Genomic DNA, 14003 nt, shown 5'->3' with positions numbered 1-14003 from the left:
TATCCAAGTAGCTCTAAATTAGCAAGCACTATGGAAGTCTTAGAACTCAAACGCGAAATCGAAACGTTGTCTAGCCGCCTGGGTAAAACCCAGGACTATCTTTGACGTACCTGCACTGACAGCAAAAATTCACGACTTAGAACAAATATCAGCACAGCCAGAATTTTGGGAAAATCAAACCGAAGCCCAAAAAACCCTGCAAGAACTTAACGAACTCAAATCTCACTTGGATACTTACAACCAGTGGCGAGCCAGTTTAGAAGATACTAAAGCAGTAGTAGAACTGTTGGAGTTAGAAACTGACGAATCTCTACTGCAAGAAGCGGAATCTACTATCACTAAGCTCAACCGTGACCTCGACCAGTGGGAGCTACAACAGCTACTCTCTGGCCCCTACGATGCGGAAGGGGCAGTGTTGACAATTAACGCTGGTGCGGGGGGTACAGATGCTCAAGATTGGGCATTTATGCTACTGCGGATGTATACCCGTTGGGCAGAAGCACATGGTTATAAAGTAGCACTCAGTGAAGAATCTGAGGGTGATGAAGCTGGGATCAAATCAGCAACCCTCGAAATTACTGGGCGTTATGCCTATGGCTATCTGCGGTCAGAGACAGGCACACATCGCTTAGTGCGGATTTCACCTTTTAATGCCAATGGCAAACGGCAAACTAGTTTTGCTGGGGTGGAAGTGATGCCCCAAATAGATAATTCTGTGCAGTTGGATATTCCAGAGAAGGATTTGGAAGTTACCACATCCAGGGCTGGCGGTAAAGGTGGACAGAACGTTAACAAAGTAGAAACGGCAGTCCGAATTGTGCATTTACCGACAGGTCTGGCTGTACGCTGTACAGAAGAGCGATCGCAGCTGCAAAATAAAGAAAAAGCCCTCGCTCGTCTCAAAGCCAAACTGCTAGTTATCGCCCGTGAACAAAAGGCGCAAGAAATTGCCCAAATTCGCGGTGATATGGTGGAAGCTTCCTGGGGTAATCAAATTCGGAACTACGTATTTCATCCTTACCAGATGGTAAAGGATTTGCGTACCAATTCCGAAACAACTGCGATCGCTGATGTGATGAACGGCGACCTCGATATGTTCATCCAAGCCTACCTGCGGCAAGAAAATCAGTTAGTAGATAGTAATTCTGGTTAATGAAGTGTTGGGGGTAAGGGTGAAAGGGTGCAGGGGTGTAAGGGTGTAATGATTTTGCTCATTCACACTTTTACACCTTTAGGACTTACGCAAAAACTCTCTCCAACTCTTATAACTTTGTGTCCTACCCTTCGGGAAGCCGCTATCGCGTCTATGCGTCCTTTGCGGTTCGTTTCTTTATACTTTTTCGTAAGTCCTGACCTTATCCAACTGAAATTAGTCCGCGCAGGTGGTCACTGAGCTTGTCGAAGTGCGGACTTTGTTTGTATAGCCACGAATTCCATTCGCTGGGGCTAGTGTTCTAAAGAAACTGTTACATTTATATATAAAAGAGTTGGTTACGAAATTATTATGAGTGACTCTCCCTCAACGGAACCCCAACCAAGCTACGTCAAACTTGCCATGCGGAATATGGTACGCAAGGGTGGCACTTCCATAAAACATTTTTTGTTATCGACTGTGGGGCTATTAGCTGTTTTAATTGGTCTTGCCTACCTCACCCGTTAAAGACCAAGTAAAATCCTGCATTGCTGAGGAGTGTTTGTACTTGGTACAAGTTGAACTAAATTTACAAGATATTTTTTCTGAGTCTTCCCCGGAATTAGCTGTCAATGTTGAGGCGGAAACTTGGGAGAACTGGTTTCATCGCTGGTTAGAAAATCTTCAATCTGATTTACCGCCAGCGCCCAGCTATGAAATAGGGCTGCGTTTAACAGACGACGCAGAAATTCAATCATTAAATGCTCAATACCGACATCAAGATAAGCCTACAGATGTGTTAGCCTTCGCTGCATTAGAAACGGATTTTCCAGACTATGCGGAAATGGAGGATGAACCTGTGTATTTAGGTGATATTGTGATTTCGGTAACTACCGCCCAACGCCAAGCCCAAGAACAAGAACATAGTTTAAAAACTGAGTTAGCTTGGTTAGCTGCTCATGGGCTTTTACACCTTTTGGGCTGGGATCATCCTGATGATGAGAGTTTAATGAAAATGCTAAAGCAGCAGGTAATAATACTGGAGACAGTTGGTATTGATATTGACATAGAATATTAAAGTTTTTATGTCTGTCAGTGTTAATTTTTAGGCATCCTTTTATAATACTCGTGTAGAAAATTGCCGAGAAGTTGATTGGATGAGTACAATCAGCAAAAATTCCCAGTAGACCTCAACATATTGTTCTATTTTTTAGCTTATGTCCCAACAAGTTTCTCCTCCACCGCCAAACAAGTTATCATCACTGATCACTAAGGAAAGGGAATTCTCGTGGCAAGTTGCTGCTAATTTATTTGTGAGCTTTAAGTATGCTTGGGCTGGTATTACTTACAGTTTTCAGACTCAACGCAATTTTCGGATTCATGTCAGTTTTTGTGCTTTGGCGATCGCATTAAGCATATTTTTACATTTGTCACCTGTAGAAATCGCCATCATTGGCATTACTAGCGGCTTAGTTCTCGCACTCGAACTACTCAACACTGCGATCGAATCTTTGGTAGATTTAACAGTGAAGCAGACCTACCACGAATTAGCCAAAGTTGCAAAAGACTGTGCGGCGGGTGCAGTGCTTGTTTCTGCTTTAGTTTCTATTTTGGTCGGTTGTACCTTATTGCTACCGCCATTATTCATATTAATTATGTCTAAGTTTTAAATTTAGGCATTAGTCAAACTTATCCATAAAAATTTCTCAACCTTGAATGTCATAATTACTGACGCTGACGGCTAGAATCTGGTAATGATCACCAGGAGTCTAGGCCGTGATTGTAGTCATAGATAATTACGACAGTTTTACATACAATTTGGTGCAGTACTTAGGAGAACTAGCAGCAGAGTTTCCTGTAGCATCAGACATTCAAGTTTTTCGCAACGATAAAATTACCATCGCAGAAATCCAAGATTTACAACCCGACCTTGTAGTAATTTCACCTGGGCCTGGTCGTCCAGAAGATGCGGGTATATCGCTGGATTTGATTGAAAAACTCGGCCCAAGCTTGCCAATTTTAGGTGTGTGCTTGGGGCATCAAAGCATTGGTCAAGTATTTGGTGGTAATATCGTCTCTGCTCCAGAGTTAATGCACGGCAAAACTTCCCAAGTAACGCACACTGATGTGGGAGTTTTTCAAGGAATAGAAAATCCGATGACCGCCACCAGATATCATAGTTTGGTGATTGACCGCGAAACTTGCCCCGAAGTGTTAGAAATCACGGCTTGGGTTGAAGATGGCACAATTATGGGAGTGCGCCATCGGAACTATCCTCACATCCAAGGAGTCCAGTTTCACCCAGAAAGTGTGCTAACTTCTTCAGGAAAACAGTTATTGCGAAACTTTCTGGAACAATTACCGACGAGAGAGTGATTAATGAAACGACGACAATTGATGGGCTATGCTGGGGCGGGGTTAGTCACAGCTTTAGTTTCTACTTTAGGTTCTCACTCTGAAGCTGACGCACAGTCTGGCGGTTTATCAGTTCAGTGGTTGGGTCATACTTGCTTTCTAATTTCTGGTGGCGGAGTTAAAATTCTCGCTAATCCCTTCCGCACAGTTGGTTGTACTGCTGGTTATCGTGCGCCAAAAGTCAGTGCAAATTTGGTCTTGATTAGCAGTCAATTATTAGACGAAGGTGCAGTAGAAGATTTACCAGGAAATCCCAAACTAGTATACGAAGCTGGCGTTTATGAGTTTCAGGGGATAAAATTTCAAGGAATTTCCACAGATCACGATCGCAAAGGTGGAAGACAATTCGGCAAAAATACCGCCTGGAGTTGGCAACAAGCAGGAATTAATATCTTACATCTAGGCGGAATTGCTGCACCCATTACCCTTGAACAAAAAATTCTCATGGGTCGTCCTGATGTGGTGTTTGTCCCCGTAGGCGGTAGTGCTAAAGCTTATAACGCCGAGGAAGCTAAACAAGCAATTGAGGTGTTAAATCCCAAACTGATCATTCCGACTCACTACCGCACCCAAGCTGCTGATGCAAATGCTTGTGAAATTTCACCATTGGATGAGTTTCTCAATTTGGTGCAAGGGATCACCGTCCGCCGTAGCAACAGTGACACCATTACCATCACTCCTGGCAAGTTACCAGAAGATAAGGTGATTCAAGTTTTAAGCTATAAATTTTAAACTAACGGCTCAATGGATTTCTGTTTTGCGCGGCTGAAGTTACGGTTTGCTCAATTCTCTTTAACCTAGTTTCTGGACGTTTGGCATTTTCAATCCAAAAAAGAATGTTTTTCTTGGTGGAATTACTAAAGGCGGCAAAATTGAGGTTAGCCCAAGAGTTGGCTGCTAAAGCTTTTTGCAAATCTGGAGGAATGATTAATGCTTCGATCGCATCTAAGGAAGTCCATGAGCCATCTTTTTTCGCATCAGCAATTTTAGCCAGACCAAATTCCGTCATTAAACCTGCTGCAATTAACTCTTCAATATATTGCTTATTTAATTTTGACCACACACTTTTGGGTTTGCGTGGTGTAAAAATTTGCTGATAGCGGTTTGCATCTAAAGATTTAACTTTGCTGTCAATCCACCCAAAACATAAAGCTTCTTGAACTGCTTCACTATATCTGACGCTGGGTTGACCACTTTTGACTTTGTAGTAAATCAACCAGATACCAGGGGAAGTGAGATGATTTTTGGCTAACCACTCCCGCCATTGGTTGCGATCACTGGCATAAATAAATTCTAATTGTTCCTCAAATTTTGGCATCATCAAAAATCGGTGATTAGCTGAATTAATCTTCTCTTCCCTCTCCCTCTGAACGCAAGTTCGTATACATTAATTGATGGGCTGCAACAATTGGAGAGCAAAATGGTAGAAGCGTCACAACAAAAAAATGTAGTAGTCGTGGGTGCGGGTTGGGCTGGTCTAGGCGCAACCTATCATTTAGCCAAGCAAGGATATAATGTGACACTTCTGGAAGCAGGCCCCTATCCTGGCGGACTTGTTGCAGGTTGGAAAACTCCTGGGGGGAAATCTGTAGAAGCTGGGATTCATGGTTTTTGGTATCCTTACAGAAATATTTTTTCCCTAATTAACGAATTAGATATTAACCCCTTCACTACCTGGACTCGTTCTGCTCAATATTCACCCGCCGGCTTAGAAGTAGAATCACCCATTTTTCAAGAATTACCGCAACTACCAGCACCTCTTGGCACATTTCTCTACACGCACTTTCAGCGATTGCCATTAATTGACCGTCTCAGCGCCTTACCTTTACTGTATGCTGTGGTTGATTTTGATAATTCCGATGCAGCTTGGCGGCGTTATGATTCTGTTACCGCGCGGGAATTGTTCAAAGATTTTGGTGTATCTGCTAGACTTTATCGTGATGCCTTTGAGCCGATGTTATTGGTTGGCTTATTTGCCCCTGGTGAACAATGTTCTGCTGCTGCCACATTAGGAATGCTTTATTATTTTATTTTGGCGCATCAGCCGAATTTTGATGTGGTTTGGTGTCGCGGAACTGTAGGCGAAAAAATCTTCCGTCCTTGGGTAGAAAAAATTGAAAAAGCTGGCGGTAAAGTATTAGCAAAACATCGTGTAACTGACTTAATTATTGATGATCAAAATCGCGCTACGGGTGTAGTTTGTGGTGATCAAGTATTTAACGCTGATGCTGTAATTTTTGCGGTTGGGGTAACTGGAATGAAGAAAATTGTTTCTTCTAGTCCTAGTTTGCAAAACCGAGAAGAATTTCGGAATCTAAATAATTTAGGTGCAATTGATGTTTTAGCAACGCGGTTGTGGTTTGACCGGAAAATTGATATTCCTCGTCCTTCTAATGCTTGCTTTGGGTTTGATGCAACTACCGGATGGACATTTTTTGATTTGAACGCTTTACATGATGAATATCATGATGAACCAGGAACGGTAATTGAAGCAGATTTTTATCATGCTAATCAGTTCCTTCATTTGAGTGATGAAGAAATAATTCCAATTGTGCAGAATTATTTAGCAACTTGTGTACCTGGATTCAAACAAGCGAAAGTAATTGATAGCAGTGTAATTCGCTTACCAAATGCGGTCACGCACTTTGCACCAGGTAGTTATCGTTATATGTTGCCAGCTAGGACAAGTTTTGCCAATGTATTTATGAGTGGTGATTGGATTATTAACCGTCACGGTTCATGGTCGCAAGAAAAAGCTTATGTAACAGGTTTAGAAGCAGCGAATTTTGTGATGTCTTATTTAGGGGAGGGTCAACCTGCTGAGATTTTATCTGTACATGAAGATGAAGTACATATTAAAATTGGGCGATCGCTTAACGAAATTGTACGTAATTTAAGTAAGTCTATCTTGCCTAATTTCTGGCTACCCTAGCAATTGACTAAGTACCAAAAATTTATTAACGCTGTTAATCCCACATCCAAAAATTAGTATGAGCAAGATTTTAAACAGACGGCGACTACTACAATTAATGGGTATGACTGCTGTGGGAACTTCTGTTTCTAGTTGTGTAACTTCCCCAGCAACAGCCGTAACAAATTGGGGATATATTGGCAAACAAGGGCCAGAATATTGGGGTAAGCTTTCAGCAGATTTTGAACTTTGTTATACAGGTAAAAGACAAACACCAATTAATTTACAATTTGATAGTATCAAAAGTCTTGAGCAAAATAATCAAGATTTATTAATAGTTAAATATCAGCCAACGCCCTTAAATTTAATTAATAACGGTAAAACAATTCAAATTAATTATCAACCAGGAAGTTATATAGAAAGCGATCGCCAAGTTTATCAGTTACTCCAATTCCATTTCCACCACCCCAGCGAACACCACCTCAACGGCGAAGAATATGCTATGGAACTGCATTTCGTTCACCGCAGTCAAGCAGGTAACTTGGCAGTAGTTGGCGTATTCTTAAAAGCAGGAGAGTTTCACCCCAATCTGCAAACAATTTGGGACAGCATACCCCAAACCAAAGGAAAAGAAAATCAGCTAACAGATACCATCATCAACGCTGCTGAACTTTTACCAACAGAACGCAGATTTCTCACTTATTCTGGTTCTCTCACCACTCCACCCTGTTCCGAAAATGTGACATGGTACATCATGGAAACTCCCGTTGAGGTATCGAGTGAACAGATAGCTAAATTTGCCCAGCTATTTCCCCATAATGCACGCCCAATTCAGCCATTAAACCAGCGCATAGTTTTTGAGAGCGTCAATGCTGATCAAACGTAGTAGGCATCTGTGCTGATTTTCTGCCTAATGTTTAGCGCGGACTTCGTCAAGAATTGAAGAACTCTATGATATAACCGAATTTCTGTCTTTCTCACTGCTACAAACAGCTATTGGTAAGGAAAAGGGTAGTTTTTTCCGGTTTCAGGCGCAGAGTGCAGACAGAATTCTAAGACGAAGCAATTGTATTGATCAAAGAATATGCCTCAGAAATCAGCCGCTTTGAAGTTTGTCGTTTTACTGGGTTTTGTTAGCCTTTGTGCTGATGCTACTTATGAAGGCGCACGTAGCATTACAGGGGCTTATTTACAGGTTTTAGGTGCAAGCGGCACTGTGGTAGGCCTAGTAGCGGGTTTTGGTGAATTAATTGGATATGGCTTGCGCCTCGTGATTGGTTATCTCAGCGATCAGACGCGCAAGTATTGGGGAATTACAACTTTAGGATTTATTTTGAATACTGCCGTTGTCCCACTCTTGGCTTTTGCAGGCAGATGGGAAGTAGCAGCAGGTTTGATGATGGCAGAACGCACAGGTAAAGCCGTGCGGACTCCCCCGCGAGATGCACTCCTGTCTCATGGTGTGAGTCAAATTGGCAGAGGTTTTGGCTTTGGTTTGCATGAAGCAATGGATCAAACCGGTGCTGTGATGGGGCCTTTAGCAGTAGCAGCAATGGTATATTTCCAAGGAGAGTATCGCAACGGCTTCACGATTTTGATTGTACCTGCGGTGTTGGGATTGATTGTGTTACTGGTTTTGCAATTTTTGTATCCCAACCCCAGTGATTTGGAAATTGAAGATGAAATAAGTCAAGAAGACGGCATTCCGCGAGTATTTTGGATTTATCTGGGTGCGGTGGCGATTATTGCGGCTGGTTATGCAGATTTTCCGTTAATTGCTTTTCATTTCCAAAAAGGAGATATTGCTTCTGGGCAAACAATCCCGTTATTTTATGCCTTAGCAATGGGAGTTGATGCCGTAGCTGCACTGATATTTGGCTATTTATTTGACCGCGCAGGTATTTCGATTTTGATGGTTGCGGCTTTTATTTCATCCTTTTTCGCACCATTGGTATTTTTAGGCAATACCCAGATGGCGTTGTTAGGCATAGCATTTTGGGGTATTGGGATGGGGGCGCAAGAGTCGATTTTAAAAGCTGCGATCGCAGGACTAGTCCCCAAAAACAAACGCGCCACAGCTTATGGTATCTTCAGCACAGGCTATGGTTTTGCTTGGTTTTTAGGCAGCACTTTAATGGGTATTTTATACGATCGCTCCATCACCTTATTAATCATCTTTTCGACTGCTACTCAACTACTCGCAATTCCCTTCTTTGCTTGGGTACAATTGCAAGCGAATAAATCCCAACCAGAGTTAACAGATAAACCAGTTTAAATCACAGAATCTGGGTCTACACCCAGGTTTATTAATCTTTCTGCTAATATTTGAGCGCGTTATTCTGCTTGTTGCACATGTTTTTCTGCTTTAATTATTTCAAGGGAAAATAACCTAATCAATAGCAAAAGTTCACTAAGTATATCTACAGTTGTTTGTCATAAAATACACTTGCTACAACATAAATAAATTACTGTTAAGGTAGCAATGTAATGAAAATTATAGAACAAAACTCAAATAAACTTACACTTCATAGTCGAGCATTAGGATCGTGGATTCTTGGCAGTCTCATTGCACCTATAGGAATTCTGATACCTTTATTATTTGCAGGCAAAACAATACATCTTTTTAATTGTGATAGAACAAGTACAAATGAAGGTAGCTGTAAAATTCAAGAAATCCATAGATGGGGAAAAAAAACTCCAACAGTTATATTGATAAATAAATTAAAAGGAGCAAGATTAGATACTCGTGTAACTTATGATAAAAAAAGAAAGAAACACACTATTTATAAAGTTTATATTCTGACAAAGCAGAAAAATATTTATTTTATTGAAAATAGCAAAAGACAATATCTTGAGAGTATAGTTAACCAAATTAATGAATTTCTTAAAAATAAGACACAACCTAATTTACGAATTAGGAGTGTTAGCGATAATTTCGTATTAATGTATATAATTGGAGGAATTTTAGAAAGTTGTAGTATAGCTTTACTCAGGGCTGATGATACTATCTGTAGCTTTGATAAAAAGAGTGGTAATTTCTATATAAAAAAACGAGGGATTAGGGGAAAAAGGTTTCAAGTTGAGCGCAATATGAATATTTCGGATGTTCGTATAGAAGAAAGTAATAGATGGGAAGACAAGAAAACTGGCAAAATAACCTACAAACTTAGTCTTGTACTTAAATCAGGAGAAAGTTTGTTTTTACATAGTGGTTCTAGTATAGAACATTACATGAATATTGATGATAATATTCGGAAAATCATTAATATTTAGAGGACAGATTCACATAATTAACTGTATCGTCTCTGAATTCTTCCCACAAACCAAGCCACCACACCTAAAACCAACAACAACGCTGTTAACCAATCACCCCAACGCACGTATAAAGTCTGCGTTTGGCGGCGATATATAGTCTCTGCGTGAGTTTCATAGATGTTATAGCCAGATATCCACAATGTTCTACCGTGGGGATCGACAAAAGCTGAATAGCCTGTATTTGTTGCTCGTGCTGACCACCGATCGCTTTCAATTGCTCTCATGATATCTTGAGCATGATGCTGGAATGGCATAGCTGCACTGTAATGGGCATCATTAGAAGAACTGAGAATAAATTGTCCACCCGCCGCAGCTTGACGGCGAAATATTTCAGGAAATGCAGATTCGTAGCAAATACCAACTATCGCCCTACCAAAAGGTGTATCAAATATCTGGTTGGCTGCACCATGAACTTGATGTTCATCTAGAGGTGACAAGCGACTAATTAATTTACCCAAAATTTCTTCAAAGGGTATAAATTCGCCCAATGGTACTAGTTTAGATTTATCGTAGCGGCTGGTGGTTTCACCTTTGCTATTAACTGTAAATAAACTGTTTGTATAACTGCGTCCTTTTTCCCCAAATGCACCAACCCAAATTACTACACCTTTTGCTTGCACTGCGGAAATTAAGGGGGTATCTCCAAAATTGCGTTCAAAGATAGGTAACGCACCTTCTGGTGTGAGGACTGCATTTACACCTTGTGCGGCAAGAGTTACATAGCCATTTGTATAGCCTGTAATGGCGCGGCGATAACCTTCAGGTTTGACTTTGATTTTGTTGGGGATGTTACCTTGAATGATGCCAATTTTTAAGGCTGCTTCTGGTGGTTGGGCGATGGGTTGGCTGTATAGGTAAAAGCCAAGCAGGTGTAGGGTGATGAATAATGCTGTGGCTGAAGTTAAATATTTATTTACGAACCGCCAAGGCGCAGAGTTCGCGGAGGATAGTAGATAGGCTTCGGCGATGAGGCCATTGATTGAGGCGATCGCAGCTGTTACAGTATTAGGGCCAGAGAGTTGACCGAGGTGTAAAATTACCAAGTTATGCGGTGATTGGGTGTAAGCTAGAGAACTCCACCACAGGGAACCGGAACTCCACAAACTTTCTAAGCCGCACCATAAGGCTGTACCAATTAAAACACGCAACCAAGGTTTTGACTGATTCAGGTGTGCCATCACCGCACCCCAAATAGTTACAAATAGCCCTCCCCACAGGCTAATAAATCCCCAGCAAAACACGGTGATAGCTAAACTCGGCCACCAAGGTACCCCCAACCAATCCATTGGGTGTATACCAGTAATCCAGAATAGGGCGACGCTGTGATAACCGATACCCCAGAGTAAGGGTAAAAGGTAAAAGGTAAAAGGTAGAAGCCAGGGTTTTGGCTTTTTAGCTTCTAAATAAGAGTTACTTTTTTGAACAACTATTACCCAAAGTGGGGCTAAGGCTATCCAAGCCAAAAACCACGCACCCACAGGCGCAACGGTTAGCCCCATCAAAACGCCACTAATCAGAGAAAGCAAAAGGTAAAAGGCAAAAGTTAAAAATGAATGATCGCCTTTTCCTTTTTCCTTTTTACTTTTTACTTTTGCGTTCATTCCGCTTCTTCTGTATCACCCGTATCCGGCGGTACGATCGCAACTCCGGTAATGGCATCATCTTCATCCAAGCGTTGCACTCTCACACCAGTTGCCGATCGCGATTGAATAGAAATCGCATTGGTAGCCTGCCGGATAATAATACCGCGATTTGTGACCATCATGATTTCATCGTCGTTGTTGACGATTTGCAAGGTGGCTAGTTGGTCTTTGGTTTTGCGGTTTTTGAATTTAGTCGCCATTAAACCTTGACCTGCGCGGTTTTGCAAGCGGAATTGTCCCACAGGAACACGTTTCCCATAGCCGCCCATTGTAATTACCAGTACCCAAGGGCCGACACTACCGTTGGCTGGTACTTCTGCGGTTTCTTCGAGAATTTCGACTTCTTCGGTTTCGATTTCTTCGATGTCTGACTCTTCTGTTCCCGTGTCGAGTGTGTCTAAAATAGCGGCGGGAATAATATCCATCCCCACAAGTTCATCGCCGGTTTTGAGTTTCATCGATTTTACCCCGCGTGTCGCCCTCCCTAAAGGACGCAGTTGTTCGTGGGTACATCTAAAGTGAATGGCCATCCCCAGACGCGAACCAATGATGATGCTATCTTCAACTCTGGCGCGACGTACCCACCGCAGTTGATCCCCTTCTTCTAAGGAAATAGCAATTAAACCATTGGCGCGAATATTACTAAAGGCGGCTAATGCGGTTTTCTTGATGTTCCCACCTTTGGTTAGCATGACTAAATATTCGTCATCGCTGAATTCGTCAACGGGGACAATGGAGGTAATTTTCTCTTCTTTGGGAATAGGTAACATCTGGACGATGGGTGTACCGCGACTGGTACGCGAACCCACAGGAATTTGATACGCTTTGAGACAGTAAACTACACCGCGATCGCTAAAGAATAAAACACTATCGTGATCGCAGCAAGTTAAGAAATGCTCTACAGTATCATCATCTTTGACCTTGGCGGCGGCTTTCCCTCTGGTGGCGCGGCTTTGCGCTTCAAAGGTATTCACAGGCATCCGTTTGATATAACCTTGTTCTGTTAACAGAATAATTGCCTTTTCATTAGCAATTAAGTCACGTTCATCAATTTCGCCTTCGGCGTGGGTAATGACTGTGCGTCGGGGTGTGGCGAAGTTGGTTTTAATTTGAGAAATTTCGGTTTCTATAATTTCTAAGATTCTTTCTCGCCGCGCCAAAATATCTTGTAAGTCGGCAATTTGTCTTTGCAAATCTTCGTGTTCTAGGCGAATTTTATCGGCTTCTAGGGCTGTTAATCGCCGTAACTGCATTTGTAAAATTGCGTCGGCTTGGACTTCCGAAAGTCCGTAGGTTGTAATTAACTCACCTTTGGCTGTCGGTGCATCCGGCGCATGACGAATTAAGTTAATAATTGCATCTAAATGAGATAAGGCAATCAATAACCCTTGCAAAATATGGTCGCGTTCTTCAGCTTTTCGCAGTTCATATTGGGTGCGTCTGGTGATGGCTTCGATGCGGAAATCGAGGAAGACTTCTAAAAACTGCTTAAGGGTGAGAATTTGCGGTTCCCCGTTCACCAACGCCAGCATATTTGCGCCAAAGTTGGCTTGTAGTGGGGTTTGCTTGTAAAGGTTGTTCAACACCACGCGAGGATAAGCATCGCGCTTGAGTTCGATGACAATCCGCATCCCGTCGCGATCACTTTCGTCCCGGATATCTGCAATGCCTTCTATGCGCTTATCATTTACCAATTCGGCGATTTTCTCAATTAATGCTGCTTTATTGGTTTGATAAGGCAGTTCGGTAACGATAATTGCTTCTCGTTCGGGACGACCACGCTGTTCGATGGTTTCGATATTGGCAACACCACGCATGGTGATGGAACCGCGCCCAGTGGTATAAGCTTCTTTAATTGCCGACGTGCCGAGAATCTGCGCCCCAGTGGGAAAATCTGGGCCGTGGATATATTGCATCAACTGGAGGTCGGTAATTTCGGGATTGTGAATCAACGCCACCAATCCGTCAATCAGTTCGCCTAAGTTGTGGGGCGGAATATTCGTCGCCATCCCCACAGCAATTCCCGAAGAACCATTGAGTAGCAGTTGGGGAATGCGGGATGGGAGAACTGTGGGTTCTTGTTGGGAACCGTCGAAGTTATCCGCAAAGTCTACGGTTTCTGATTCAATGTCTTGGAGTAAGGCGGCGCTGGTTAAAGCTTGCAAGCGACATTCTGTGTATCGCATTGCGGCTGGGGGATCGTTATCTACCGAACCAAAGTTACCATGTCCGTTGATTAAGGGCGATCGCATGGAAAAATCCTGCGCCATCCGCACCAAGGCATCATATACTGCTGTGTCGCCGTGGGGGTGATATTTACCCAACACTTCCCCGACCACACGAGCGCACTTTCTAAACGGGCGATCGTGCGTTAAACCTAACTCGTGCATAGCGTAAAGAATACGGCGATGCACAGGTTTCAGACCATCCCTGGCATCTGGTAGCGCCCGACCTACTATCACACTCATGGCGTATTCCAGATAAGACCGGGACATTTCGTTCCGCAGATCCGTTGGGATAATCCTCTCCTGTGAGGTTGTCATAACCGAAAAAACTCCAAAAATCGTAGATTTTAGCCTTTACAGTT

13 protein-coding genes are annotated in these 14003 nt (G+C 42.6%); 10 read left to right on the top strand and 3 right to left on the bottom strand.

Going from position 1 to position 14003, the window contains the following annotated elements; translation table 11 throughout:
- Positions 1 to 30: 30 nt before the first annotated feature.
- The 6 genes from prfB (at position 31) to H6G75_RS18615 (ending at position 4279) form a co-directional block, all read left to right on the top strand.
- Positions 31 to 1153 (top strand): peptide chain release factor 2 gene (gene prfB / locus H6G75_RS18640; RefSeq protein WP_190981497.1). Its coding sequence is split into 2 segments (ribosomal slippage): positions 31 to 102 and positions 104 to 1153, totalling 1122 coding nucleotides; the frame shifts between segments, so codons are not numbered across the junction.
- A 351-nt stretch (positions 1154 to 1504) separates the two neighbouring features.
- The gene (locus tag H6G75_RS18635; protein ID WP_083468722.1) at positions 1505 to 1660 is read left to right on the top strand and encodes a DUF3285 domain-containing protein; all 156 of its coding nucleotides are present in this window, start codon (positions 1505 to 1507) and stop codon (positions 1658 to 1660) included.
- A 40-nt stretch (positions 1661 to 1700) separates the two neighbouring features.
- Positions 1701 to 2210, top strand: a complete 510-nt coding sequence (ybeY, locus tag H6G75_RS18630; protein WP_190981496.1) for an rRNA maturation RNase YbeY — start codon at positions 1701 to 1703, stop codon at positions 2208 to 2210.
- Positions 2211 to 2349: 139 nt separating this feature from the next.
- Complete coding sequence (locus H6G75_RS18625) at positions 2350 to 2802, top strand: diacylglycerol kinase family protein (RefSeq protein WP_190981495.1); 453 nt, start codon at positions 2350 to 2352, stop codon at positions 2800 to 2802.
- A gap of 106 nt (positions 2803 to 2908) precedes the next feature.
- The gene (locus tag H6G75_RS18620; RefSeq protein ID WP_190981494.1) at positions 2909 to 3508 is read left to right on the top strand and encodes a glutamine amidotransferase-related protein; all 600 of its coding nucleotides are present in this window, start codon (positions 2909 to 2911) and stop codon (positions 3506 to 3508) included.
- A 3-nt stretch (positions 3509 to 3511) separates the two neighbouring features.
- Complete coding sequence (locus H6G75_RS18615) at positions 3512 to 4279, top strand: MBL fold metallo-hydrolase (RefSeq protein WP_190981493.1); 768 nt, start codon at positions 3512 to 3514, stop codon at positions 4277 to 4279.
- Between the two features lies 1 nt (position 4280).
- Here the strand turns inward: H6G75_RS18615 and H6G75_RS18610 are convergent, their stop codons facing one another.
- Complete coding sequence (locus H6G75_RS18610; RefSeq protein WP_190981536.1) at positions 4281 to 4865, bottom strand: YdeI family protein; 585 nt, start codon at positions 4863 to 4865, stop codon at positions 4281 to 4283.
- A gap of 102 nt (positions 4866 to 4967) precedes the next feature.
- On the opposite strand from H6G75_RS18610, the gene H6G75_RS18605 reads away from it, so the two are divergent.
- From H6G75_RS18605 to H6G75_RS18590, 4 genes are all read left to right on the top strand, one after another.
- Complete coding sequence (locus tag H6G75_RS18605; RefSeq protein WP_190981492.1) at positions 4968 to 6479, top strand: FAD-dependent oxidoreductase; 1512 nt, start codon at positions 4968 to 4970, stop codon at positions 6477 to 6479.
- A gap of 58 nt (positions 6480 to 6537) precedes the next feature.
- Positions 6538 to 7344, top strand: a complete 807-nt coding sequence (locus tag H6G75_RS18600; protein WP_190981491.1) for a carbonic anhydrase — start codon at positions 6538 to 6540, stop codon at positions 7342 to 7344.
- A gap of 198 nt (positions 7345 to 7542) precedes the next feature.
- A complete protein-coding gene (locus tag H6G75_RS18595) occupies positions 7543 to 8733 on the top strand; it encodes an MFS transporter (protein WP_190981490.1) in 1191 nt (396 codons plus the stop codon).
- Positions 8734 to 8945: 212 nt separating this feature from the next.
- Positions 8946 to 9731 (top strand): hypothetical protein, encoded by a 786-nt coding sequence (locus tag H6G75_RS18590; protein ID WP_190981489.1) that lies wholly within the window; start codon positions 8946 to 8948, stop codon positions 9729 to 9731.
- A 17-nt stretch (positions 9732 to 9748) separates the two neighbouring features.
- Here H6G75_RS18590 and lnt read toward each other — a convergent pair whose 3' ends face one another.
- Positions 9749 to 11374, bottom strand: a complete 1626-nt coding sequence (gene lnt, locus H6G75_RS18585) for an apolipoprotein N-acyltransferase (RefSeq protein ID WP_190981488.1) — start codon at positions 11372 to 11374, stop codon at positions 9749 to 9751.
- Positions 11371 to 13959 (bottom strand): DNA gyrase subunit A, encoded by a 2589-nt coding sequence (gene gyrA / locus H6G75_RS18580; RefSeq protein WP_190981487.1) that lies wholly within the window; start codon positions 13957 to 13959, stop codon positions 11371 to 11373. Before gyrA ends, lnt begins: the two co-directional genes overlap by 4 nt.
- Positions 13960 to 14003: the final 44 nt, after the last annotated feature.

The organism is Nostoc sp. FACHB-280 (genome assembly GCF_014697615.1).
Taxonomy (GTDB): Bacteria; Cyanobacteriota; Cyanobacteriia; order Cyanobacteriales; family Nostocaceae; genus Nostoc_B.
Note: the sequence above shows the minus strand (reverse complement) of the source record. Positions and strands in the feature narration are given on the sequence as shown.

Coding starts and splice junctions, on each gene's coding strand:
- H6G75_RS18600 (WP_190981491.1), top strand. CDS start 6,538: ATGAGCAAGATTTTAAACAGACGGCGACTACTACAATTAATGGGTATG.
- H6G75_RS18610 (WP_190981536.1), bottom strand. CDS start 4,865: ATGCCAAAATTTGAGGAACAATTAGAATTTATTTATGCCAGTGATCGC.
- lnt (WP_190981488.1), bottom strand. CDS start 11,374: ATGAACGCAAAAGTAAAAAGTAAAAAGGAAAAAGGAAAAGGCGATCAT.
- H6G75_RS18595 (WP_190981490.1), top strand. CDS start 7,543: ATGCCTCAGAAATCAGCCGCTTTGAAGTTTGTCGTTTTACTGGGTTTT.
- H6G75_RS18625 (WP_190981495.1), top strand. CDS start 2,350: ATGTCCCAACAAGTTTCTCCTCCACCGCCAAACAAGTTATCATCACTG.
- H6G75_RS18635 (WP_083468722.1), top strand. CDS start 1,505: ATGAGTGACTCTCCCTCAACGGAACCCCAACCAAGCTACGTCAAACTT.
- H6G75_RS18615 (WP_190981493.1), top strand. CDS start 3,512: ATGAAACGACGACAATTGATGGGCTATGCTGGGGCGGGGTTAGTCACA.
- H6G75_RS18590 (WP_190981489.1), top strand. CDS start 8,946: ATGAAAATTATAGAACAAAACTCAAATAAACTTACACTTCATAGTCGA.
- H6G75_RS18605 (WP_190981492.1), top strand. CDS start 4,968: ATGGTAGAAGCGTCACAACAAAAAAATGTAGTAGTCGTGGGTGCGGGT.
- gyrA (WP_190981487.1), bottom strand. CDS start 13,959: ATGACAACCTCACAGGAGAGGATTATCCCAACGGATCTGCGGAACGAA.